The organism is Paracraurococcus ruber (assembly GCF_004353985.1).
GTDB classification, from domain to species: domain Bacteria; phylum Pseudomonadota; class Alphaproteobacteria; order Acetobacterales; family Acetobacteraceae; genus Paracraurococcus; species Paracraurococcus ruber.
The window spans coordinates 1-22412 of sequence record NZ_SMOA01000028.1 but is presented as its reverse complement, the minus strand read 5'-3'; the positions used below and the strand labels follow the sequence as shown (position 1 = coordinate 22412).

General features: G+C 73.1%; 20 protein-coding genes and 1 tRNA gene. 7 read left to right on the top strand and 14 right to left on the bottom strand.

The genetic code is table 11. The features are described 5' to 3' along the window. Window positions 1-288 precede the first annotated feature (288 nt). Window positions 289-1116 (bottom strand): transglycosylase SLT domain-containing protein, encoded by an 828-nt coding sequence (locus E2C05_RS08105; RefSeq protein ID WP_133219111.1) that lies wholly within the window; start codon window positions 1114-1116, stop codon window positions 289-291. Window positions 1117-1702: 586 nt separating this feature from the next. Continuing rightward, complete coding sequence (locus E2C05_RS08100; protein ID WP_133219110.1) at window positions 1703-2587, bottom strand: N-formylglutamate amidohydrolase; 885 nt, start codon at window positions 2585-2587, stop codon at window positions 1703-1705. A 114-nt stretch (window positions 2588-2701) separates the two neighbouring features. Here E2C05_RS08100 and E2C05_RS08095 point away from each other — a divergent pair. After that, window positions 2702-2776: transfer RNA gene (locus tag E2C05_RS08095), tRNA-Val, on the top strand. Window positions 2777-3008: 232 nt separating this feature from the next. On the opposite strand, the gene E2C05_RS08090 is transcribed toward E2C05_RS08095, so the two are convergent. The 4 genes from E2C05_RS08090 to E2C05_RS08075 all read right to left on the bottom strand — a co-directional run bounded on the left by E2C05_RS08090 (window position 3009) and on the right by E2C05_RS08075 (window position 8070). Further along, on the bottom strand, window positions 3009-4157 hold the full coding sequence (locus E2C05_RS08090; RefSeq protein ID WP_133219109.1) for a thiolase C-terminal domain-containing protein: 1149 nt from the start codon (window positions 4155-4157) through the stop codon (window positions 3009-3011). A gap of 4 nt (window positions 4158-4161) precedes the next feature. Further along, window positions 4162-4575 (bottom strand): Zn-ribbon domain-containing OB-fold protein, encoded by a 414-nt coding sequence (locus E2C05_RS08085; protein WP_133219108.1) that lies wholly within the window; start codon window positions 4573-4575, stop codon window positions 4162-4164. A 104-nt stretch (window positions 4576-4679) separates the two neighbouring features. Continuing rightward, on the bottom strand, window positions 4680-5555 hold the full coding sequence (locus E2C05_RS08080; RefSeq protein ID WP_240046650.1) for an MBL fold metallo-hydrolase: 876 nt from the start codon (window positions 5553-5555) through the stop codon (window positions 4680-4682). 196 nt (window positions 5556-5751) lie between these two features. Continuing rightward, the gene (locus E2C05_RS08075; RefSeq protein WP_133219106.1) at window positions 5752-8070 is read right to left on the bottom strand and encodes a methyl-accepting chemotaxis protein; all 2319 of its coding nucleotides are present in this window, start codon (window positions 8068-8070) and stop codon (window positions 5752-5754) included. Window positions 8071-8218: 148 nt separating this feature from the next. Here E2C05_RS08075 and E2C05_RS08070 point away from each other — a divergent pair, with 148 nt between their 5' ends. From E2C05_RS08070 to E2C05_RS08045, 6 genes are all read left to right on the top strand, one after another. Further along, window positions 8219-8857 carry a flavin reductase family protein gene (locus E2C05_RS08070; protein WP_133219105.1) on the top strand — a complete coding sequence of 213 codons (639 nt, stop codon included), beginning with the start codon at window positions 8219-8221 and terminating at the stop codon, window positions 8855-8857. Window positions 8858-9025: 168 nt separating this feature from the next. Continuing rightward, the gene (locus E2C05_RS08065) at window positions 9026-10705 is read left to right on the top strand and encodes an ABC transporter permease (RefSeq protein ID WP_133219104.1); all 1680 of its coding nucleotides are present in this window, start codon (window positions 9026-9028) and stop codon (window positions 10703-10705) included. Window positions 10706-11028: 323 nt separating this feature from the next. Next, the gene (locus E2C05_RS08060) at window positions 11029-12618 is read left to right on the top strand and encodes a PAS domain-containing sensor histidine kinase (protein WP_133219103.1); all 1590 of its coding nucleotides are present in this window, start codon (window positions 11029-11031) and stop codon (window positions 12616-12618) included. Further along, window positions 12615-12992 (top strand): response regulator, encoded by a 378-nt coding sequence (locus E2C05_RS08055; RefSeq protein ID WP_133219102.1) that lies wholly within the window; start codon window positions 12615-12617, stop codon window positions 12990-12992. Before E2C05_RS08060 ends, E2C05_RS08055 begins: the two co-directional genes overlap by 4 nt. A 483-nt stretch (window positions 12993-13475) precedes the next feature. After that, window positions 13476-15704: a penicillin acylase family protein gene (locus E2C05_RS08050; RefSeq protein ID WP_133219101.1), complete on the top strand. Its 2229-nt coding sequence runs from the start codon at window positions 13476-13478 to the stop codon at window positions 15702-15704. A gap of 119 nt (window positions 15705-15823) precedes the next feature. Continuing rightward, the gene (locus E2C05_RS08045; protein WP_200305704.1) at window positions 15824-17251 is read left to right on the top strand and encodes a GH3 family domain-containing protein; all 1428 of its coding nucleotides are present in this window, start codon (window positions 15824-15826) and stop codon (window positions 17249-17251) included. 4 nt (window positions 17252-17255) lie between these two features. Here the strand turns inward: E2C05_RS08045 and E2C05_RS08040 are convergent, their stop codons facing one another. The 8 genes from E2C05_RS08040 to E2C05_RS08005 form a co-directional block, all read right to left on the bottom strand. Then, window positions 17256-18032, bottom strand: a complete 777-nt coding sequence (locus tag E2C05_RS08040) for an enoyl-CoA hydratase (RefSeq protein ID WP_133219099.1) — start codon at window positions 18030-18032, stop codon at window positions 17256-17258. Between the two features lie 3 nt (window positions 18033-18035). Further along, window positions 18036-19010 (bottom strand): zinc-binding dehydrogenase, encoded by a 975-nt coding sequence (locus E2C05_RS08035; RefSeq protein WP_133219098.1) that lies wholly within the window; start codon window positions 19008-19010, stop codon window positions 18036-18038. A 39-nt stretch (window positions 19011-19049) separates the two neighbouring features. Then, on the bottom strand, window positions 19050-19481 hold the full coding sequence (locus tag E2C05_RS08030; RefSeq protein ID WP_158292009.1) for a GNAT family N-acetyltransferase: 432 nt from the start codon (window positions 19479-19481) through the stop codon (window positions 19050-19052). Then, window positions 19478-19906: a GNAT family N-acetyltransferase gene (locus E2C05_RS08025; RefSeq protein ID WP_133219096.1), complete on the bottom strand. Its 429-nt coding sequence runs from the start codon at window positions 19904-19906 to the stop codon at window positions 19478-19480. Before E2C05_RS08025 ends, E2C05_RS08030 begins: the two co-directional genes overlap by 4 nt. Before the next feature lie 112 nt (window positions 19907-20018). Next, entirely contained in the window at window positions 20019-20480 is a 462-nt protein-coding gene (locus E2C05_RS08020) for a CopD family protein (protein ID WP_133219095.1), read from the bottom strand. Between the two features lie 8 nt (window positions 20481-20488). Further along, a complete protein-coding gene (gene parA / locus E2C05_RS08015; RefSeq protein WP_133219094.1) occupies window positions 20489-21127 on the bottom strand; it encodes a ParA family partition ATPase in 639 nt (212 codons plus the stop codon). Window positions 21128-21196: 69 nt separating this feature from the next. After that, the gene (locus E2C05_RS08010; protein WP_133219093.1) at window positions 21197-21400 is read right to left on the bottom strand and encodes a hypothetical protein; all 204 of its coding nucleotides are present in this window, start codon (window positions 21398-21400) and stop codon (window positions 21197-21199) included. Window positions 21401-21612: 212 nt separating this feature from the next. Continuing rightward, window positions 21613-22412 (bottom strand): (2Fe-2S)-binding protein (locus E2C05_RS08005; RefSeq protein ID WP_192912433.1); only part of this gene is annotated, 800 nt, incomplete at its 5' end.

Sequence of the window (22412 nt, the reverse complement as noted above, 5' to 3'; positions counted from 1 at the left end):
TGCGGGGGGCAGGGGCAGCCAGGCGGACGATCCGCCATCGGCGTGATCTGGTCGCGGCCGGGGGGTGCCGAAGGCCGGACGTGCCGTGGCGGCGACGCCCGGCGACCCTGGGCGCGCAACAGCGGCGCTGGGAGCCAGTGCCGCGGTCCAGCCGGGGCAGGCCGTGGTCACCGCGCCGCCATGGCCGCAAGCGCCATCCCGTCCGCTGCCGCAACCTGCACTCCCCCGTGGACGGGTGGCGGGGAATGGGGCCGATGTGGCGCCCGCGGCCGCCGCCCTAGCTCCGCCTCAGCGCCGCCCAGGGGCCTCTGCCAGGTCCAGCCGCAACGGCGCCCGGGGGGTAGGGCCAGGCTGCGGCCCACGGCGCGGCGCGCCGATCGCCGGACGCAGGACCGGGGTGCCCATGATCAGCAGCGGGGCCCCGGGGCCACGCGGCGCAGCCGGCCGGGCCGTGGGTGCCATCGTCACTACCTGCCAGCCATTGTTCGGCATCGGCCGCGCCTCCAGGACGCGGCCATTGCTCCAGGCCGAGACCAGGTCATCCCGCCGGCGCTCCTCGGCCAGGCGCACCGCCATGGCCGGCCAGGCTTCCATCACCTTCAGCCGATAGGCCTCGGCCAGTTCGGGCGTCTGCGAATGGTAGAAGGCGGCTGCCTGCTCCCAGCTTCGGGTCTGGGCATGGAGGCGGGTGAGGAACAGCCCGGCATAGCTGGCATTCGCCGTCGGATCGAAGGCCGTCTCCAGGTCGGGGAAGGCCGGGGCGTGGTGGTGCAGGTTCACCTGCAGGCAGCCGACATCGATCAGGCGGACGCCACGGGCCCGCAGCGCCTGCACGGCGGCGATCGCCGCCTCCTTGCTGTCGAAGAAGCGGCCCTGCCCTTCGGCATTGATGGTCCAGGGCCAGGGCGCGGCGCCGCCCGCGGGATCGGGGCGGCCGGACTCGACGCGGGCAATGGCGTGCAGCAGGCCACCCGGCAGGCGGTGCTCGCGCTCCGCCGCCTGGATCGCCTCGCGGCAAAGCAGGGCGGGACCGGTCGGCGATGCCTCGCGCCGCTGCGCCCCCGCCTCCGGCATTGTCAGGCCCAGCAGCAGCAGGATGGCGGGGCCGAGACGCATGCAGAGAACTCCTAAGGATCGACCGCAGCCGCCCCGCGCAACTAGCTGTATTTCATTAACGTTTTGCCTGGTCCCGGCCGGGACGCACGGCCACCGCAACAAAGCGATGTTGCGGCGCAAAAAAAGCCTTGCAAGCCGCTTGGCTGCATCCTACTTTCCCGGTGCAGCAACACGGCAATGCCGGGTTGTCTGTCTTTCTTGGACGTTTCCTCCCTAAACTCGGCGGTGCTTCACGGCACCGCCCTTTTTTTGTCCCGCCTCCCGTCGGCGCGTCTCACGCGCCGGGGCATGCCCCGGGCTGCATTACACCGGACCTCTGGCCAGTTCGTGTTTAGGCAGGCAGCGGCCCTCCCGGTGATCAGCGGGTCGCGAGGCCGTTCACGACCTTGTCGGGCCCGGAGCGGATCGCAGCCTGGATGCGGCCGGGCGCGCCCCTGGACGACGCCCGGCAGGCAGGACGGAACCGGGCTCGGGATGCAGGCTCCTCGCCATCGCGCGGCGCGATGATCGCCGGCCCGCACCCGCTGGCGCGTCCGGGCCTCTGGCGCGGGCGATCGACGGCGGGTCCCGCCGTGGCGGACCCCGATCAGCGCAAGGCCGACCAGTCGGCCTTCGCCAGGGCATCGATCAGGCGGGTGATGTCGGCCTGCAGCGCGGCCATGCGGGGCAGGCGCTCGATCCGCGCCTCATCCATGTAGAGCGGCCGCGCCACCTCCACCTGCAGGGCATGCACCCCTTCGCGCGGCCGGCCGTAGTGGCGCGTCACATAGCCGCCGGCATAGGGGTCGTTGCGGCGGACCCGGTAGCCGAGGCCTGCCAGCACCTCCTCCGCCAGCCGGGTCGCGCGCGGGGCGCAGGCCGTGCCATGCGCATCGCCAAGGACGAAATCCGGCGGATTGCCGGCCTGCGCCGGGTGGGTCGGCATGGAATGGCAGTCGATCAGCAGGCAGGTGCCGAACTCGTCCCGAGTCTCGGCGATCAGCGCCGCCAGCGCCGCATGGTAGGGCTGCCAGTAGCGCCGGATGCGATCCTCCGCCTCGGCGAAGCTGAGCTTGCGGCGATACACCGCCTCCCCCGTCGCCACCACGCGGGCGATGGTGCCAAGCCCGGCGCCGACCCGCGGGCTGGCCGTATTCACCCAGGCCGGCAGCGGCCCGTCGAACATTCCGGGGTCCAGTTCCCAAGGTTCGCGGTTCACGTCGCAGAAAACGCGCGGGAAGGTGGCGGCCAGCAGCGGGGCGCCGAGGTCCGGCGCGGCGGCGAACAGCTCGTCCACGAAGCCGTCCTCCGACTTGCGGAGCGCCACGGGGTCCAGCCGCGCCGCGGCGACGAAATTCGGCGGATAGAGCCGGCCCGAATGCGGCGAGGCGAAGACGACCGGACAGGTCTGCCGCAGCGGGCGCGTCAGCAGATAGGGGGGCGGTTCGGCGGCGAGGGCCGGGGCGGGGGCAAGGTCCTGCGGGATGTCCATCGGCGTCGCCCATTCAAGCCACAGGCGCCGGCCCGTGTCATCCGTTGCCATCGTCCCGCAGCGAGAGGCTTGCCCGCCGTTTCCGACCGGGCTACACACGCGGCCCCGGGCGATGGGCGCGTAGCTCAGCGGGAGAGCACTACCTTGACACGGTAGGGGTCACAGGTTCAATCCCTGTCGCGCCCACCATCCGCCCCGGTCCCCGACGACAGCGTACAACAAGCGACGCCTCGCGGTGGCTTTGCCGACAGGTCAGGTCGGTCCTCACGAACGCCCGGTCCGCCACGTCGCCTGGCGCGTCCGCCGCGGATCTGCCGGCGCCCATCCCATGCGGCTCCGGCGCCGTGTCGGCATCGCGGCGGATGCCCCGCCGCCCGGCCCCGATCGGGGCACAGGACAACGGGGCCCCCGCCGCGGCTGCTCAGGGCCGCTCGTTCGAGAAAACGATGGTGCCGGAGGCGCTGAACATGCCGCCGACGCCATGGCACAGGCTGACCTTGGCACCCGGCACCTGCGCCGGCGCCGTGCCGCGCATCTGCCGCACGCTCTCCTGCAGGGCGAACATGCCGTACATGCCCGTGTGGGTGTAGGACAGGCCGCCGCCGGTGGTGTTCAGCGGCAGCTTGCCGCCGGGCCGGGTATTGCCCTCCCGGATGAAGCCGGCCGCCTCGCCCGGCTTGCAGAAGCCGAGGTCTTCGAGACCGTACAGCGGCAGATGCGCGAAGGCGTCGTAGATCATCATGTGATCCACGTCCTTTCGGTCGATGCCCGCCGCCTCGATCGCCGTCGGCCCCGCCACCCGGAAGGCGCGGGAGGAAGTGAAGTCCGCCATCTGCGAGACCATGTTGGTCTCGACCGATTCGCCGGTGCCGAGGATGTAGACCGGCTTGGTCGGGAAATCCTTCGCGCGGTCGGACTTCGTCAGGATCAGCGCGCCGCCGCCATCCGTCACCAGGCAGCACTGCAGGATGCGGAAGGGATAGGCGATCATCCGGCTGTTCAGCACGTCGTCGACCGTGATCGGGTCGCGGAACATGGCGCGCGGGTTCTTGCCCGCCCATTCCCGCTGCACCACGGCGACCGTCGCCAGATCCTCATGCGTCACGCCGTACGTCTTCATGTAGCGGAGCACGGGGATGGGAAACAGCGTCGGCGGGCCGAAGGGGCCGTAGGGCATCTCGAACTGGCCGTTCAGCCCTTCCGGCTCGGCCGGCCGCGGCGTGGCGTTGATGCGCGACTTGCCGCTCTCCCCATGGGTGATGAGGATGGTGTTGGCATAGCCCGCATGGATGGCCGCCGCGGCATGGCGCACATGCAGCATGAAGGAACAGCCGCCGACGCCGGTGCCGTCCACCCATTTCGGGGTGATGCCCAGGTAGTGCGCGATCTGCTGCGGCATCATCGGCCCGACGCAGGCGACGCCGTCGATGTCCGAGGGCTTGAGGCCGGCATCCGCCATGGCGTTCAGCGCCGCATCGGCGTGCAGCATGATCTGCGACATGCCGGGGATGGCGCCGAGCTGCGTCGTCTCCGCCGCGCCGACGACCGCGATCTCTCCACGTCCTAGCATCGTCTCAGCTCCCCTTCGCAGGACGGAACAGGGGAAGCGTGATCTCCTCGTCCATCGGGGTGAAGGCGACCTCGAGAGGCATGTCCAGCACCAGCGCCTCCGGCGTCTGCTCGCAGTCCACGATATTGGTCATCAGCCGCGGACCTTCCTCCAGCTCGACCACCGCGATGGCATAGGGCGGCGTGAAGCCGGGCACCGGCCGGTGGTGGATCACGTAGCTGTGCAGCGTGGCGCGGCCGGACGCCTCGAAGACCTCGACATTGCGCGTGCCGGTGTAGGGGCTGAAGGGCCGCGGCGGGAAATACGCCTTGCCGGTATCGCCGCAGCGCTGCAGCAGCAGCTTGCCGTCCTTGCAGCCGTCCCAGAAATGCTTGGTTTCGGGCGTGGGTTTCGGCTTCGCCCTGCCGGGTGCGAGCATCCCGTTTCCTCCGTGGTTGGGGTTGCCCGCAGCCTGCCATGCCTCGCCGCTTGCGGCGAGGCCCCTCCAGCAACATCTCCCCGCTCGCGGCGAGGCCCCCTGCCCTACAGGCCGGGATACCAGCCATCGTTGATCATGGCATAGCCCTCGCCACGCCGGACCAGATGCAGGAAGCCGGGAAAATGCATGTGCATCCCGGCCACCGCCTGGCCGTCCTTCGCCACCATGTCGAAGACGCGGCGGCGCGTCGCCGCGGCCTGCGCCGGGTCGATGTCGAAGGCCATGGTCACCTCGGGGCGGGGGATCTGGATCTCCGGCACATGGATGATGTCGCCCCAGATCAGCAGGCTGTCCTTCCCGGAGGCGACCATGTAGCCGGTATGGCCCGGCGTGTGGCCCGGGAAGGGCATGGCGGTGACGCCGGGGAAGACCTCCCCGCCCTCATGCAGCCGCAGCCGCCCGCGATAGGGCGCCACCTGCGTCCGTCCGGCCTGGAAATTGCGCTGCCGGCTGGTCTCGTCCGCGCGCGCCATGGCGGCGGCGTCGTGCCAGAAGGCGTGCTCGGCCGCATGCATCACCAGTTCGGCCTTGGGGAAGAGCGGCTTGCCATCCGCATCGGCCAGCCCGTTGGAATGGTCCGGGTGCATATGCGTCAGCAGCACCGTGTCCACGCTCCCGGGCGCGACGCCGAGGGCCGCCAGGTGCTCGAACAGCTTGCCGCCGGTCGCCGCCATATGCGCGCCGCAGCCGGTATCGACCAGCGCGGTGCGCCCCCCGGCGGTGATCAGGAAGCAGTTCACCGCGGTGCGCCGCGGCACCGGGCGGAAGCTGTCGCGCAGCAGCTGCACCGCATCGGCCTCCGGGATGTTCTGGATGACGGCCATGGAGCCGTCGAGATATCCGTCGCTGACCGTGGTGACGGTGATGTCGCCGATGCGCCGGTGATGCACAGCCGGGACCTGCTTCTCCCCCAAGGCCATGGCCCGTTCCCCCATTTGCCGCGGCGAAGCCTAGGCCGGCGGCAGCCGGATGGCTACCGAAGGGGGGGCTCGGCCCGGGCGCCCCTGGCGGGGAACCCGGGCCGAGGCCGCGGCGCGTGGGGAGGGGGGGAAGTGCGCGCCGCGGTGTCGTGCCCCGCGCGGCCTTGCCGCGACGGGGGATAGCGTCCTTGGCCGCCTAGCCGCGGCGGATATTGGCGATGAAGTCGCCGGACCGGCTGCGCAGCGTGCCGGCATGGCCCGTGAGATCATTGGCCGCCTGCAGCAGGGATGCCGACGCATCGCCGGTTTCCTGCGCCGCCCGCTGCACATCGCCGATCCGGCTGTTCACCGCGCCGGTGCCCTGGGCCACCTGGGCGGCGCTGCGGGCGATCTCCCGCGTGGCGCTGCCCTGCTCCTCCACCGCCGCGGCGATGGCGCCGGTCACCTCGTTCATCCGCTCGATCGTGCTGCCGATGCTGCGCAGGGCCGTCACCGCCTCCCCGGTCGCGGACTGGATGGCAGCGATCTGCTGGCCGATCTCCTCGGTCGCCCGGGCGGTCTGCCCGGCCAGCGCCTTCACCTCGCTCGCCACCACGGCGAAGCCCTTGCCGGCCTCGCCCGCCCGCGCCGCCTCGATCGTCGCGTTGAGGGCGAGGAGGTTGGTCTGCCCGGCGATATCGCCGATCAGCCGCACCACGTCGCCGATCTTCTGCGCCGCATCGGCCAGGCCCTGCACGGTGCCGTCGGTCGCCCGCGCCTCGGCGGCCGCGGCACGCGCCACCGCGGCGCCGTCCGCCACCTGCCGGGTGATCTCGGCGACGCTGGCGGCCAGTTCCTCGGCACTCGCCGCCACGGCCTGCACGTCGCTGCCGGCGCGGGTGCTGACCTCGGCCACCGCCTCGGCCTCCCGCCCGCTGGTCGCCGCGGCGCCGGACAGCGCCTCGGCCGCCGCATGCACCTGGCTGGCGGCGGCCGCCACCGCCTCGACCACCCCGCCGACCTCGCCCTCGAAGCGGTCGGCCAGGCGCGCCTGCGCGGTTGCCAGGGTCCAGACCAGCATGGCGCTGACGTATTCGCCCCGGGGGTCGCGGATGGCGTTGATCGCAAGGTCGATCACCTCGTCGCCCAGCCGGATGCGGGCCTTGTGCGGCAGGCGCGACGGGTCGGCCAGGATGGCGCGCTGATGCGCGGGGTCGCGGTGCAGCAGGTCGATGCTCTGCCCCAGCATCGCATCCGCCGTCACCGGCAGGTGCTGCTCCAGCCGCCGCAGCAGGTCCTGGCTGAAGGGGTTCATGTAGGTCACGCGGAAATCGTCGCGCGGATCCGCGCTCATGATGCCGGTCGGCATCTGCTCCAGCATCTGCTGCTGCGCGAAGGCGCGCTGCACCGTGCCGCGCAGCGTCTCCAGCGCGCCGGCGATGCTGCCGATCTCGTCCCGCCGGTCGCGGTCCGGCACCGTCGTGGCGGCATCGCCGCCGGCAATGGCGCTCATCGCCCCCGACAGCCGGCGCAGCGGGCCGGCGATCGCCCGGGTGGTCAGCCAGCCGGACACCACCAGCAGCAGCCCGATGGCCACGCCGATCCAGAGCACGGCCGTGCGGACATTCTCCATCGCGGCCAGGCTTTCGGCGGTGCGGGCGCGTGCCAGTTCCCCCAGCCGCGCCTGCGCCGCCGCCACCGCGCGCTCCACCCGCTCCCGTGCCGGTACGCTGCGCTCGGTCTGTTCCCGCTGCAGCGTCTCGGCGGCCTGCACTACCTCGATCGCGGCCGCGGTCGCCGCCTCGGCGATGCCCACCAGCCGGCGGACATCGCCCTGGCTCGGACCCTGCACCGGGATGGAGCCGAGCGCGCGGCCATGCACCCGAAGCTGCGCGGCGGCACGGCGCACCCGGCGGGACTGCACCTCCTCCTCCGTCGCCAGGAAGCGCTGGCTGCCGAAGCGCACCTCGCCCAGGGCGGTGTGGAAGGTCATCAGGCGCTGCCGCGCCTCCTCCCGCTGATCGGCGGCGACGTCGATCTCGATCATGCCCGACACCGCCTCGAAGGCCTGGTCGTATTCGGCGGTGCGCGGGTAGAGCTTGCTGTCCCGCTCCTCGATCAGCTTGCGGCGAAGCCGCGCCTGCTCGGTGGCCGAGGTGGCGTAGGCGCCGAACTCGCGCATGGCGTCGAGCAGGTGGGCGGCGGCGGTGGCGTCCCGCGCCGAGGTGTTGGCGGCATCCAGCCGGCTGCTGGCCTGCGCCAGCTCCGCCTGCAGGGTGTCGTTCAGGCGGGTCACCGCCTCCTCCGTCTGGGCGGCGCGCAGGCCGCGCAGCGCCACCGCGGCGCGCGCCAGGTGCAGCGACCCGGCGGATGCCGCCTCATTCGCGCCCAGGGCCATCCGCTCGGCGTCCTGCTGCCGCTGGACCTCGCTCAGGTCCCGCTGGACCAGCACGACCAGCGCGCCCAGCAGCAGGATGGCCACCGCTGCGCTGGCGGCCAGTTTGCGGCCGATGGACAGGTTGCGGAACACGCGCATGGGCAGAACTCTCCTTGCCCGCAGACTGCGCCGGCGCGGGTTAAGCCGGGACAAACAGCATCCGCCCGAGGCAAGTCCCATCGCCGGCCCCTCGACAGCGGCGCGCAGCCACGCCACCGTCCGCGCCGCCAAGGCAGGGAGACCCCGGATGCTGTTCGACTTCGAGACACTCGCTCCGCAGGATTGCTACAAGCTTGTTGTGTCCTCGGTCGTGCCGCGGCCGATCGCCTGGGTGGTCAGCCAGGACGCGCAGGGGCACGTCAACGCCGCGCCCTATTCCTTCTTCAATGCCTTCTCCGACAACCCGGTGGTGGTCGGCTTCGGCGCCGGCCCGCGGCCGGAGGGCGCGCTGAAGGACACCGCGGCGAATATTCGCGAAACCGGGGAATTCGTGGTGAATCTGGTGCCGGAAAGCGCCGTGCAGGGCATGAATGTCACCGCCATCGACTTCCCGGCCGGCGTGGACGAGCTGGCGGAGGCCGGGCTGACCAAGGCGCCATCCGCGAAGGTGAAGCCGCCGCGCATCGCGGAAAGCCCGGTGGCGCTGGAATGCGTCACCTTCCAGCTGGTCCCGGCCGGGCGACACACCATCGTCCTGGGCCGGGTCGTCGCCGTACACATCAAGGACGACTGCGTGCTCGACGTCGCCAAATGCTACGTGGACACCCCGAAGCTCGGCCTGGTCGGCCGCATGCATGGCCGCGGCTGGTACACCCGTACGACCGACCGGTTCGAGGTGCCGCGGCTCAGCGTGGCGGAGTGGGAGGCGAAGAAGGCCGCCGAATAGGCCGGACCGGGCAACGCCGGCAGTCGCGCGCCGGGACGGGGCCGGCGGCCGGTTCGCCGCGGGGCGCGCCAGTTCGGGCCCGGGCGCGCCGGTTCGCCCCGGGATGCGCGGGCCGGATTTCCAGGCTGGCGCCGGCATGCTACCGGGTCATTTGAGAATCACTCGCAAATGACCGTCACCCCCATCGCCCCCGCCGGGCTGGCGCTGCCCGCAGCCCAGGCCCGGCCCCGCGCCGACCGCCCGGGCTGGAGCCTGCTGGCCCTGCCGCTGGCTGGGCTGATCGCCGCGCCGCTGCTGGCGGTGCTGCTGGCTGCCGCCGTGCCGCCCGGCGAGGCCTTCCGCCACATCGCCCGTACCACCCTGCCGGAGATGCTGGCGAACAGCGCCCTGCTCTTCCTGCTGGTCGGGGCGATGACTGCCAGCGCCGGCGCCCTGTCCGCCTGGCTGGTCACCGCCTGCCGCTTTCCCGGCAGCCGCGTGCTCGACGTGGCGCTGCTGCTGCCCATGGCCATGCCGGCCTATGTCTGCGGCTACGCCTATACCTGGCTGCTGGACGTCGCCGGGCCGGTGCAGACCGCCTTCCGCGACCTGACCGGCCTGCGCTGGAACCAGTACTGGTTCCCGGAGGTGCGCAGCCTGCCCGGCGCCGCCGTCATGCTGGCGATGGTACTCTATCCTTATGTGTACCTGCTCTGCCGCGCCGCGTTCCAGCAGCAGAGCGTCTGCCTGATCGAAGCCTCCCGCACCCTCGGCCATTCGCTCGGCGCCTGCTTCCGCCGGCTGGCCCTGCCGATGGCCCGGCCGGCCATCGTTGGCGGGGTGGCCCTGGCGCTGATGGAGACCCTGGCCGATTTCGGCACGGTGCAGCATTTCGCCGTCCGCACCTTCACCACCGGGATCTACGAAGCCTGGTTCGGCCTGGGCGACCGTGGCGCCGCCAGCCAGCTTGCCGCCTGCCTGATGGGCCTGGTCGGGCTGCTGCTGGCGCTCGAAGCGGTCTCGCGTGGCGGCCGGCGCTTCCACGCCACCACCATGCGCCACCCGCCGCTGCGGCCGGTGCGGCTGCACGGCTGGCGGGCGGCGGCCGCCTTCGGCCTGTGCTTCGCGCCGGTCGCGCTCGGCTTCCTGCTGCCGGCCGGCACGCTGCTCGCCCTGATGCTGCAGGTGGGGGACCCGCTGGAGCCGGCCCGCTTCCTGCCCTTCGCCCGCAACAGTGTGCTGCTGGCGGCCGTCGCCGCCGCCCTGGCGGTGGCGCTGGCCGGCTTCCTCGCCTGGGCCGCCCGGCTGCGGCCGCGGCCGCCGCAGCGCCTGGCGCTGAAGCTGGCCGGGCTCGGCTATGCCATCCCCGGCTCGGTCATCGCGGTCGGGACGCTGGTGCCGCTCGGCCTGTTCGACAATGCGCTGGATGCCTGGATGCGGGCGCGCTTCGGGGTGTCCACCGGCCTGCTGCTCTCGGGCGGGATGGCGGCGCTGGTCTTCGCCTATCTGGTCCGCTTCCTGGCAGTCGCGCTCTCGGCGGTGGAATCGGGGCTGGAACGGGTGAAGCCCTCCCTCCGCGACGCCGCCCGGGTGCTGGGGGCGCGGCCGGCCGGGGCGGTCTGGCGGGTGGAGCTGCCGCTCGCCCGCGGCAGCCTCTTCACCGGCTTCCTGCTGGTCTTCGTCGACACGATGAAGGAGCTGCCGGCCACCCTTATCGTCCGGCCCTTCGACTTCGATACGCTGGCGGTCAGGGTCCATAGCCTTGCCGCCGATGAACGCTTGGCGGAGGCCAGCACCGCCGCCCTGCTGATCGTGGCGACCGGCCTGCTGCCGGTGCTGGCGCTCACCCGGGCGATGCGCCGGGGATGACAGCCGGCCGCCGCGGGCGCCGGGGCGCCGTCCTGCCGCCCCCCTCCGCCCCAGCGGGGTCGGGCGGCGGACCATCCGGATTGCCCGGGCCGGGGCGTGGGCGCCCCCCGCAGCCGGATGTGCTACAAGCCCATCAGATACACGACCGGATACGACGGAATTTCATTTTGCTGCATATGAATCAGCCTATAGTTCCGGCTTCACAGTCTGGTGGGGTCCTGCCCGTCCGGCTCGCCTCGCCTGGGGCTGTACGGCATTACCTCAACCATGTGTTCGAATGCGGCGGTTGCGGCCGCGCCCTTGCCGATGAGTGACGGACGCCGATGCCAAGCCTCGCCGCCCTTCTCGACACCGAGGCTTTGACGCCGCACGGTGTCTGCCTGCTCTGGCGGCCGGAGCTGCTGTGGCTGCATGTCGTCTCCGATGCCCTGACCGGCCTCGCCTACTGGTCGATCCCGGTCGTCCTCATCGTCATCGCCATGCGGCGGCGCGACCTGGTCTTCCCCTGGGCCTTCGAGCTGTTCGCGGTGTTCATCCTGGCATGCGGCGCCACGCACTTCATGAGCATCTGGACCCTCTGGAACCCGGATTACGGGCTGCAGGGCGCGATGAAGGCCGTGACCGCCCTGGTCTCGGTGGCGACCGCCATCCTGCTCTGGCCGCTGCTGCCGCGGGTGCTCGCCCTGCCCTCGGCCGCGGAGCTGGCCGCGGCGAATGACCAGCTGACACGGGAAGTGGCGGAGCGGCGGGAGGCCGAGCAGCGCGCCCGCAGCAGCGAGGCGCGGCTGGCCGGGTTCTTCGAGCACTTGGGCGATGCGCTCTTCGTCGTGCGTGCCGGCCCGGGGGAGTTCACCTTCGAGACCGTCAATCCCGCCTTCTGCCGCCTGTTCGGCGTGGCGCGGGAGTCGGTCGAGGGCGCGGGGCCGTCGGCGCTTCTCGACAGCGATGCCGCGGCGGAGCTGGAGCGGGAGCTGACCGCCTGCCTGGCGGCCGGCACCATGCGGGACTGGGAAAGCACGAGCGCGGAGACGGACGGCACGCGCCACTGGCACACGGTGCTGGTGCCGCTGCCCGCCGATCCCGATGGCTGGGTGCTGCTGCTGGGCAGCCTGCGCGACGTGACGGAGCTGCGGCGGCTGCAGGTCGACTTGGTGGAGACGGCGCGCCGCGCCACCATCGGCGCCATGTGCGCCGGCGTGGCGCATGAGATGAGCCAGCCGGTGAACATCATCGGCCTCTGGGCGGAGCGGGCGCGGGCGACGCTGGACGGCGCTGCCGCCCGGCCGCGCCGGGCGCTGGACGTGGTGATGGACCAGACCCGCCGCCTGGGCGCGCTTCTGGAGCGGATGCGCGACCTGGCGCGCGACGTGCCGACGGATGCCGAGACCTTCGACGCCGCCGGCGCCGTTTCCGCCGCCGTCGAGGTGACGCGGCGGGCCTGGGCGCTGGAACGGATCGAGGTCACGCTGGAGCCGCATGCCGAGGCACTGGTCCGCGGCCGTCCGGCGCAGCTGGAGCAGGCGGTGCTGCACCTGCTGGAGAATGCCCGCGACGCGGTGCTTGCGCGGCGGCAGCGGGAGCCAGAGGCGCCGGCGCGCATCGCCGTGTCCATCACGGCGGGCGCGACCCCGGGCAATGTGACCATCGCGGTGCGGGACAGCGGCGGCGGCGTGCCGGCCGCCATCGCGCCGCGGATGCTGGAGCCCTTCGTCACCACCAAGGATCCCGGCCAGGGCACCGGGCTCGGCCTGCCGCTGGCGGTGGGCATCGTCCGCGGCATGGGCGGCCGGCTGGGCTGGGCCAACTGGGCGGAGGGGCGGCCGGAGGCCGGCGCCGTGTTCCGCCTGGTGCTGCCGCTGGCCGAATCCGGCCCGGCCGCCGCCCAGGGTTCCTCTCGGGGCGCGGCGGCATGACCATCCCGCTTCGGGTGCTGATGGCGGAGGATGAGTGGCTGGCTGCCGAGGTGCTCGCAGAAGGGTTGGAGGATGCCGGCTTCGCCGTGCTGTCGGCGCCGGATGGCCAGGCGGCGCTGGAACTGGCGGCGGCGGGCGCCGTCTTCGACCTGCTGCTGACCGACCTGCGGATGCCGCGGCTGGATGGGCGGGAGCTGATCGCCCGGCTGCGGGCGGAACGGCCGGACCTGCCGGTGGTGGTGATGACCGGATTCCCGCCGCCCGAGGGCACGGGCGCGCTGCATGACGGCCAGGGGCCGCTGCGCCTGCTGACCAAGCCGATCGAGATCGCGCCGCTGGTCGCGGCGCTGCGGGCGGTTGCCGGCATCGCCTGAGCCGACCCGTAGGAAGCCGGTGGGTTCACGGATGATCGACCGGGCGCGAGGGTGCGGCGGGCCGTCGCCCTGACCTGCCGGCGCGAAGACCCGCATGGCCGCTTCCCTCGCGGCATGCCGGGCCCGCCGCCCGGGTTCGGCGATCTGCCCCATGCGGCTATCCGCGGCCGGGCGTCCCGATCCGCCGCCGCGGGCGGCCTGTGCGGCCGCAAGCTGCAATCCGGTGCCGGGCTCGCAGCGCAGCGGATCCAGGGGCTGAGGGGCGGGCCGCGGCCGGCCCAGGGCCTGTCGCCGTCGAACCGTATCGCCGCGTGACCTTTTGCCGCCGGTGCTTGCATCGGGCCTGCGCGGCCCAAGCTGCTGGCCGGGGCGGGCCGGCAACATGGCTGCCTCGGCGCGCTTGCCCTGCGGGCAGGCGCGCGCTGGCGACAGCGCGGGGGTGCAGGCGTGGCGGGACGCAACCGATGGGCCCAGGGGGCGGCCATGCTGCTGGCCGTGGTGGCGCTGCTGCCGGGCTGCGCCGCGCTGCTGCCGCGCCCGGTCGGGGTCGAGCAGCGGCTGGCCGCCCTGCCGCGCGACGGGCTGGCGCTGCAACGCCCCGTCACCATCCGCTGGAACGACCACCTGGTCCCCTGGGTCGAGGCAGAGACGGATGGCGACTTGGCCTTCGCCCTCGGCCTGGTCCATGGCCATCTGCGCGGCGCGCAGGTTTCCCTGCTGCGGATGATCGCGCGCGGGCGGCTGTCGGAGATCGCCGGGCCGCTGGCGAGCGACATCGACCATGCGCTGCGCATCCTGGATTTCGGCCGCGCGGCGCCTGCCATCGAGGCCTCCTGGCCAGCGGAGACGCGGGATTTCGTCGCGCGCTTCCTGGCCGGGCTGAACCATTCCCTGATGACCGGGCCAAGGCCGCCCGAATATGGGCTGCTGGGCCTGTCGCGGGAGCCCGTGACCACCGCCGACCTGCTGGCGGTGGGCCGGCTGGCCGGCACCGACATCAACTGGTTCTCCTATTTCTCCCTGCTGGCGGAGCGCGGGTCGCCCGGCTTCGCCCGGCGCTGGCAGCGGGTGCTGGAGGCCGGAGCCGGCACCGGCGGCCCCGCCACGGCCGGGGAGGCGGCGCTGGGGGTACTGCTGCGCAGCGTCTCGCGGTCCGGCAGCAATGCGGTGGCGATCGCGCCGGCGCGCAGCGCCTCGGGCGCGGCGATGCTGGCCTCCGACCCGCATCTGGGCCTGTCGCTGCCCAATCTCTGGCTGCTGGCGGGGATGCGGTCGCCGTCCTTCCACCTGGTCGGGATGATGGTGCCGGGGCTGCCGATCGTCGGCCTCGGGCGGAACCCGGACGTGGCCTGGGGTGGGACCAACCTGCGGGCGGCGTCGTCCGACCTGTTCGACGTGTCGCGCCTGCCGCCGGAGGCCTTCGCGGAGTCCGAGGCGACGATCCGGCAGCGGCTGTGGTTCCCGGCGCGGCGGCGGGTGCGCGTCTCGCCGGAGGGGCCGGTGATCAGCGATGCCGCGGTGGTGCCGGCGCGCCCGGGCGACGTCATCGCGCTGCGCTGGGCGGGGCATGAGCGGGCGGACGAGATCACCGCTTTGCTGAAGGCCGCGCGCGCCCGCAGCGGCGCCGAGTTCCGCGACAGTTTCTCCGGCTTTGCCGTCTCGCCGCAGAACATGCTGTGGGCCGGGCGGGACGGGTCCATCGGGCGCGTCACCGCCGCCATCCTGCCCTCGCGCGCTGGCTTCCCGCAGGCGGATCCGGTGCTGGACGGCAGCGACCCGGCGGCGACGGGGCCCTGGCGACGGCTGTGGGATGCGCGCGACCTGCCGCGCCTCGAGAACCCGGCGGATGGCGTGCTGGTCTCGGCCAACGAAAGCCCCGCGACCTGGGCGAAGGACCCGCCGCCGATCGGCTATTTCTTCTCGGATGGCGACCGGGTGGCGCGGCTGCGCGCGCTGGCCCTGGCCAGGCCGAAGCTGACGCCCCAGGACCTGGCGGCGATGCAGACCGACACGGTGGCGCCCAAGGCCGCGCTGCTGGCGGCGGGGCTGCTGGCGCGGCTGGATGCGCTGCCGGGCGGCGCGCCCGACCCGGCGCTGCTGGCGCCGCTGCGCGGCTGGGATGGCGACTATGCCGCCGAGAGCCGAGCGGCGCTGGTCTTCGAACTGATCCTGGCGAAGCTGGTGCCGGCCCTGCAGCCGGAGGCCGGCGGGCGCGGGCCGGAGACGGGCTGGAATTTCCTCACTACCTTCCTGCTGCACGATTTGGATGCGCTGCCGGCCGCGCGGCGGGAGGCGGTGCTGCGCGCGGCGGTGGCGGAGGCAGCGCCGGTGGCGGCGCGCTACGCAACCTGGGGCGAGATCCACCGCTTGCGGGCGGCGCATTGGCTGGTGAACCTGCCGGTGCTGGGGCGGCGCTTCGTGCTCGGCCTCCATCCCGTGGGCGGGTCGCGCGAGACGCCGATGAAGAGCGGCCATGGGCTGATCGGCGGCCCGCATGAGGTGAGCTTCGGGTCGATGGCGCGGCAGGTTTCCGACATGGCGGACCCGGATGCCAACTGGTTCACGCTGTTCGGCGGGCAGGATGGCTGGCTGGGCAGCGCCGCCTTTGCCGACCAGGTGCCGCTGTGGCGGGAGCGGCGTGCCATCCGATTGCCCCTGCGCGCCGAGACGGTCGCGACGGAGTTCCCGCGCATCACCGTGCTGAGGCCCTGATGAGGGGGGGTCTCGAAGGGGGGCTTCGCCCCCTTCGCGGGGTCCGGGGCGGCGCCCCGGTCGACGGCACGTTCGTGCTGCGGGCGGTGGCCGCGGCGAGGGTGCGACGCCTGCTGCGCATGGATCCTGCCGCGGAGCAGCGCAGGCTGCTGCTGCGCCTGGTGCAGCACGCGGCGGGCACGCGTTTCGGCCAGGCGCATGGCTTCGCCGCGGTGCGCGACGTTGCCGACTACCAGGCGCGCGTGCCGCTACGGCGCTACGAGGATTTCTGGCGGGACTGCTGGCAGCCGGCCTATCCGCGTCTGCGCGGCGTCACCTGGCCCGGGGCGGTGCCCTATCTCGCGCTGTCCTCCGGCACCACCTCCGGCACCACCAAATACATCCCAGTGACGCGCGACATGCTGCGGGCGAACCGGGGCGCGGCGCTGGACGTGCTGGCCTGGCACCTGCACCACCATCCGCGCAGCCGCATCTTCGGCGGGCTGTCCTTCATGCTGGGCGGCTCGACCGCGCTGGACGAAGTGGCGCCGGGCGTGCGGCAGGGCGACCTGTCGGGCATCGCGGCGGCGGAGGTGCCGGGGTTCCTCTCGCCCTGGTCCTGGCCGCCGCGCGCGATCGCGCTGGAGGCCGACTGGGACCGCAAGCTGGACCTGCTGGCGGAGCGAACGCCGGCGGCTTCGGTGCGGATGCTCTCGGGCACGCCGTCCTGGCTGCTGGTGCTGCTGGAGAGGCTGGCGGCGCGGCATGGTAGGCAACCGCTGTCGGGGCTGGAATTGCTGATCCATGGCGGCGTCGCCTGGGCGCCCTATCGCGACCGCATCCTGCCCTTCCTGCCCCCGGGCTGCGCGACGCGGGAGGTCTATCCGGCCAGCGAAGGGTTCTGCGGCATTGCCGACCGGGGCGATGGCGAGGGCATGCGGCTTACCCTCGACCGCGGCGTCTTCTGGGAATTCGTGCCGGTGGCGGAGCTGGATGCGCCGAGCCCGACGCGGCACTGGGCCGCGACGGTGGAGGCGGGCGTCGAGTATGCCGTGGTGGTGACGAGTTGCGCCGGGCTGTGGAGCTATGTGCTGGGCGATACGGTGCGTTTCCTGGACCGCGCGCCGCCGCGGCTGCTGGTGACCGGGCGGACCTCCTATTTCCTCTCGGCCTTCGGCGAGCATCTGTCGGGCGAGGAGATCGAGCGGGCGCTGCTGGACGGCGCGCGGGCGCTGGGGCTGGCGGTGGCGGAATACCTTGTGGGGCCGGTCTTCGGCGCGGTGCGCGGGCATCATCGCTGGCTGGTCGAGACGCCGGTACCGGTGGATCCGGCGCTGGCCGGGCGGTTGGCCGCAGCCTTGGATGCGGCGCTGCTGCGGGCGAATGACGACTACGCGGCGCATCGCCGCGGCGGGCAGATGGATGCGGCGGAGGTCGTGCTGCTGCCGCCGGGCGCCTTCGCCGCGTGGATGCGGGCGCAGGGCAAGCTGGGCGGGCAGCACAAGGTGCCGCGGGTCCTGGCGGACCCGCAGCGCTTCGCGGCGGCGGAGCGCGGGTTGCTGGCCTGAGCGGTCAGCGCCGGCGCGCTGTGAAGGCGCCCAGCATCCGCTTCGGTTCGTCCGTGTCCCAGGCGGCGGCGAAGGCGGGGATGCCGGCGGCGATCGCCTCGCGCATCGGCAGGTCCTCCCATTGCCGGATCAGCCGCTTCTGCAGCCGCAGCGCCTGCAGGCCGGCAGCGCCGAGATGCGCCAGCCATTCCGCCACCGCCGCGTCCAGCGCCTCGGCCGTGACCACGCGCTCCACCAGGCCCCACTCCAAGGCCTCGGCGGCGCCGATGGTCTCGCCCAGCAGCAGCAGGCGACGGGTGCGCCCCCAGCCGATCAGGCCGGGCAGCAGCGCCGCTTCCACCACCGAGGGGATGCCGACGCGCACCTCGGGCATGCCGAAGCGCGCATGGTCGGCGGCGAGGCGCAGGTCGCAGGCGGCCGCGAGTTCCAGGCCGGCGCCGAGCGTCCAGCCATTGATGCGCGCGATCACCGGCGCCGGGCAGTCCCGCACCGCGCGGCAGGTTCCATGCACCAGCGTGATGAAGTCGCGCGCCGCCGCGCCATCCGCCAGCGCGGCCATGGTGGTGATGTCGGCGCCGCCGACGAAGGATTTCGGCCCGGCGCCGGTCAGCACCACCGCGCGCAGCGCCGCATCCGCCGACAGGCGCGCGAAGGTCGCGGCGATGTCGCGCATCAGGCCGGGATTCAGCGTGTTGAGCTTGGCCTCATGCGCGATGGTGACGGTGGCGATGCGGCCGCCGCCCTCGGCCTCGCGCAGGTCGACGAGGATTTCACCCGGCACGCGTCAGCACTCCAGCACGATCTTGCCGAAATGCGCATTGGCCTTCATGTGCTCGAGCGCCGCGGCGGCCTCGGCCAGCGGGAAGACCCTGTCGACCGGCAGGCGCAGCTTGCCGGCCTCCACCGCGGCCCAGAGATCGGCGCGCATGCGGCGGTTGATCTCCCGCACCTCCTCCACGCTGCGGGTACGGAAGGTCACGCCGACATAGCGGATGCGGCGCAGCGCATGCAGGTCGAAGTCGAATTCCGCCTTTGCCCCGCCCAGGCGGCCGACATTCACGATGCGGCCGAGGATGGCGCAGGCGCGCAAATTGCCGTTGGCAACGCTGCCGGAGACCTGGTCCACGATGACCTCGACGCCCTTACCGCCCGTCGCCTCCAGCACCGTGTCGGGCCAGGCCTGATCGGCGGTGTCCACCGCCAGGTCGCAGCCATACTCGGCGAAGCGGGCGCGCGCCGCGGGGTTGCGCGACCCGCCGAGCACCAGCCGCGCGCCCATCGCCTTGGCGATCTGCATGCCCATCAGCCCGACGCCGGAACTCGCGCCCTGGATCAGGATGCTCTCGCCCGCCTGCAGCCCGCCATTCGTCACCACCGCGTCATGCATGGTCTGCAGCGCCACCGGCAGGGTCGCCGCCTGCACCCAGCCCATGTTGGAGTCGGGCAGCGGCGAGCAGCGGCCCCAATCCGCCACGGCGTATTCGGCATAGCCGCCGGATCCGCTGCACATCACCCGCATGCCCGGCGCGATCGTGCCCGGCACCTCGCTGCCGACCGAGACCACCTCCCCGGCGAATTCCAGGCCGATGATGGTGCCCGCGCCGCCCATGCGGCCATGCGCCTGGCCGGAGGCGACGCCGAGATCGGCGCGGTTCAGGCCGGCGGCGCGGACGCGCACCAGCACCTCCTGCGGTCCGGGCTTGGGGTCCGGCACCTCCCGCACCTGCACGCCCTGGTCGGTGACGATCACGGCCTTCATGGCATCTTCCCCCTGCGAGCCTTCGGGGCGGAGTGGACCTCAGAACCGCTTCGCGAGCCAGTACCGCACCGCGCCGGGCGGCATGTCCTCCACGCGGCCCATGACGGCATAGCCATGACGCGGGTAGAAATCGGGCGCCTGGAAGGACCAGGTGTGCAGGTGCACGCCCTGGCACCCCTGCTCGCGCGCCAGGTCCTCCACCGCCGCCAGCAGCCGCGTGCCCTGGCCCTGCCGCCGCAGCCCTTCCGCCACCCAGAGCCAGTCGAGGTACAGCCAGCCCGAGGCGACCTCGCATTTCGCGCCGGCCTGCACCGTCCCGGCCGCGTCGCGCGCCAGGATCCAGCGCGCCTTGCCCCGCAGCCTGCCATAGGCGGCGCGGTTGTAGGCACCAAGGCCGCGGCCGACCGCCTTCCGGTCGTCCCGCGAAGGCGTCGCGGTGACCTCCAGCGCCAGCGGTGGCGGCGCCGTCAAAGCGGCTTCTTGAACCAGATGCGGGAATGGCCGCGCGGCATGTGGTCGAGCCGGCCGAACTCCTGATAGCCGTTGCCGACCCAGAATTCCGGCGCCTGGAAGCTGAAGGTGTCGGTATAGGCATCGGTGCAGCCGCGGCGGCGGGCGATGTCCTCGGCGCGCTTCAGCAACTCGCTGCCGATGCCCTTGCCGCGCATGTCGCGCGCCAGCCAGAGCCAGTCGATGAACAGCCAGTTCCAGTAGGTCAGCCCCAGCAGGCCGCCCCGCACCGTCTCCTGAGCATCGCGGGCCAGCACCGTGACCGGTTCCCGGTCATAGGGACCGCCCATCTCTTGGTTGAAGGCGTGCAGGCCGCGTTGGATGGCGGCCACCGCCTCCATCTCGGGGTAGTCGTCCTCGCTGATCTGAATGCCTTCGGCCGTCATTATGCCTGTCCCACCCCGCCGCGTGTTCCGGCGCTGCAACGCAGCGCGCCGGCGCGGTGTTGCGCCTTGATGGACCGCAAGCGGCCCGCTTGCCAGCGGGCCGCCCGCCCGGTCAGCCGCCGAAGCGCCCCCAGGCCGCCACCGCCACCGTCAGCAGGCCGAGGACGAGGTTCATGCCCACCAGCTGGCGGATGCGGTCCATCGCCGTCGCGGCCTTCGGCAGGTCGCCGGCGGCGCGGGCCGCCCGGAACTCCTTCCACGGCCCAGTGAACAGCGCCAGGAAGATGCCGGCCATGATCAGCGCCGTCAGGTGCATGGCATGCACATGCCAGCCGGCGCCGCGGAAGCCGCCATACCAGCCGAACAGCAGGGCATAGCCGGTCAGCAGCAGGATCGGCATGGCATGCCAGACGATCAGGAAGAAGCGCTTCAGCGCGCCCTCATGCACCAGCATCCGCTGCGGCGGTTCCAGCGGCGCCAGCGCCGGCCGCAGCGCCAGCAGCGCGAAGGCCATGCCGCCGACCCAGAGGACGGCGCCAAGCACATGCAGCGTGTAGAACAGGCTTCCCAGCATCCGCGTCCCTATCCCTTGCGCGTCAGCGCCATGATCTCAGCCGCCACGGCGCGCATCTCCGCCGCGGCGGGGCTCTTCGGCGCCGCCTCGGTTACCGCCAGGCCATCGAGGAAGGCATTGGCGAATTGCACGCGGTTGCCGATCGCCTGGTCCAGCACCGGCACGCCCTGGCGGCCCAGGGCGGCCAGGATGCTCGCCTTCAGCCGGCCTGTCGCCGGGGCACGGTTCAGCACAGCCGCGACCTGGCGGCGCTCGTCCTTCGCCAGCTTCAGCGTCGCCTCGGCCGCCCAGAGATCGGCCGGGGAGGGCTGCAGCGGCATCAGCACCAGGTCGGCGGCGCGGATCGCCAGCTTCGCCTCGGTCTCGGCATGCGGCGGCGTGTCGAGGATGACGACGTCATGCCCGCCGCGCAGCCGGTCCAGCGTCGCCGGCACGCGCCAGCCGGCCGAGGCCTCGAAGGAGAGCGGCCGGGCCTTGTCGCCCTGCTTCACCCTCTCGCCATGCCAGCGGGCGAGCGAGGCCTGCGGGTCGGTGTCCAGCAGCGCGACGCGCTGACCATCGGCCGCCAGGGCGGCGGCGAGATTGGCCGCCACGGTGGATTTCCCGGCGCCTCCCTTCTGCTGCGCCACCGCCACCACGAAGGCCATGGTCCCGACTCCACCTCTGCGGCCGCAAGGCTAGCGGCCTTGCTGCGCTGCGGCGAGCCCCGCCGGCGGTCAGCCGCCGGCCGAGGCCTGGGCCGGACCGCTGCCCGCCCCGGTGGGGTCCTTCGCGGCGGCGGCCGTCAGTGGCGGCGGGCCAGCATCGAGGCCGGCGATCACGCGGTGAAGGAACAGCACCACCAGCAGAACGACCAGCAGCGGCGGAATGGCGGCGGTGAGGGAGTGGCCTGGCCTCTGGGCCTTCCACGGGTGCGGCATGGTCCCCGGGAGAAGCGTGCAGGGCGGGGACGGTACAGCGTTCCGATTGGCGCGCGCGGCCAAAGGGCCGCCACGCGGCGCAAATACTGCCGCCGCGCCGATCACGCTTGCGGGTACCCAATCGACCCCGCCATGCGACGCACCGCCGCGATCAGGCTGGCCCGCGATGCGGAGCCGGGCTCAGGGCCGGGGACGACCCGTCGCGGGACGGCCTAGGGCCCGGCCAGTTCGCCGACGGTGAGCGGCTTGTAGGGCGCCCGCGGCCGCAGCGTGCCGACCGCCTCCGGCGTGGCGCCGCGCGCCTCCGCGATCAGCGCCGCGACGGTCGCGCCGCACATCCGCCCCTGGCAGGGGCCCATTCCCGCCCGCAGATAGGCCTTCGCCTGGTTCGGCCCGGTCGCCCCGAGGCGCGCCGCCTGCCGGACCTGGCCGGCCGTCACCTCCTCGCAGCGGCAGACCAGCGTGGCGTCGTCCGGCGGCACCAGCACCCAGTCCGGCGGGGCATAGAGCGCGTCGAGGAATGGCCGCAGCGCCAGCGCCGCCCGGCGCGCGGCCAGCACCGGCGCGGCACGGCGAGCCAGGCCTTCCGGCGTCAGCCGCCCCAGGCGCCGCGCCGCATCCATCGCCGCCAGCCGCCCTGACGCCATGGCCGCCTGCCAACCGCCGATCCCCGCGCCATCGCCCGCCACCGCAATGCGGGGATGGGAGGACGCGCCGAAGCCATCGACCCGCGGCCGCCAGCAGCGCTGCGCCGCATCCCAGGCATGGTCCAGCCCGATGGCCAGGGAGACCTGCACCGCCGGCACAACGCCCTCATGCAGCAGCAGCGTGTCGCAGTCCGTGGTGCCGCCTGCCCAGGCGACGCGCTCGACCCGCCCCTCGCCCTCCGCGCGCAGTCTCGCCACCGCGCGGATGCGCGGGATGCGCCTTGTCCGGGCCAGCAGCGCCAGCCCCTTCGCCAGCAGCGGCGCGCCGGCCAGCAGGCCGCCCGCCCGCAGCGCCGCGCGCCGCC

Excerpts from the sequence above, each read along its gene's own strand:
- E2C05_RS08105 (WP_133219111.1), bottom strand. The coding sequence starts at position 1,116 with ATGCGTCTCGGCCCCGCCATCCTGCTGCTGCTGGGCCTGACAATGCCG.
- E2C05_RS08100 (WP_133219110.1), bottom strand. The coding sequence starts at position 2,587 with ATGGACATCCCGCAGGACCTTGCCCCCGCCCCGGCCCTCGCCGCCGAA.
- E2C05_RS08090 (WP_133219109.1), bottom strand. The coding sequence starts at position 4,157 with ATGCTAGGACGTGGAGAGATCGCGGTCGTCGGCGCGGCGGAGACGACG.
- E2C05_RS08085 (WP_133219108.1), bottom strand. The coding sequence starts at position 4,575 with ATGCTCGCACCCGGCAGGGCGAAGCCGAAACCCACGCCCGAAACCAAG.
- E2C05_RS08080 (WP_240046650.1), bottom strand. The coding sequence starts at position 5,555 with ATGGCCTTGGGGGAGAAGCAGGTCCCGGCTGTGCATCACCGGCGCATC.
- E2C05_RS08075 (WP_133219106.1), bottom strand. The coding sequence starts at position 8,070 with ATGCGCGTGTTCCGCAACCTGTCCATCGGCCGCAAACTGGCCGCCAGC.
- E2C05_RS08070 (WP_133219105.1), top strand. The coding sequence starts at position 8,219 with ATGCTGTTCGACTTCGAGACACTCGCTCCGCAGGATTGCTACAAGCTT.
- E2C05_RS08065 (WP_133219104.1), top strand. The coding sequence starts at position 9,026 with ATGACCGTCACCCCCATCGCCCCCGCCGGGCTGGCGCTGCCCGCAGCC.
- E2C05_RS08060 (WP_133219103.1), top strand. The coding sequence starts at position 11,029 with ATGCCAAGCCTCGCCGCCCTTCTCGACACCGAGGCTTTGACGCCGCAC.
- E2C05_RS08055 (WP_133219102.1), top strand. The coding sequence starts at position 12,615 with ATGACCATCCCGCTTCGGGTGCTGATGGCGGAGGATGAGTGGCTGGCT.
- E2C05_RS08050 (WP_133219101.1), top strand. The coding sequence starts at position 13,476 with ATGCTGCTGGCCGTGGTGGCGCTGCTGCCGGGCTGCGCCGCGCTGCTG.
- E2C05_RS08045 (WP_200305704.1), top strand. The coding sequence starts at position 15,824 with ATGGATCCTGCCGCGGAGCAGCGCAGGCTGCTGCTGCGCCTGGTGCAG.
- E2C05_RS08035 (WP_133219098.1), bottom strand. The coding sequence starts at position 19,010 with ATGAAGGCCGTGATCGTCACCGACCAGGGCGTGCAGGTGCGGGAGGTG.
- E2C05_RS08025 (WP_133219096.1), bottom strand. The coding sequence starts at position 19,906 with ATGACGGCCGAAGGCATTCAGATCAGCGAGGACGACTACCCCGAGATG.
- E2C05_RS08020 (WP_133219095.1), bottom strand. The coding sequence starts at position 20,480 with ATGCTGGGAAGCCTGTTCTACACGCTGCATGTGCTTGGCGCCGTCCTC.
- parA (WP_133219094.1), bottom strand. The coding sequence starts at position 21,127 with ATGGCCTTCGTGGTGGCGGTGGCGCAGCAGAAGGGAGGCGCCGGGAAA.
- E2C05_RS08010 (WP_133219093.1), bottom strand. The coding sequence starts at position 21,400 with ATGCCGCACCCGTGGAAGGCCCAGAGGCCAGGCCACTCCCTCACCGCC.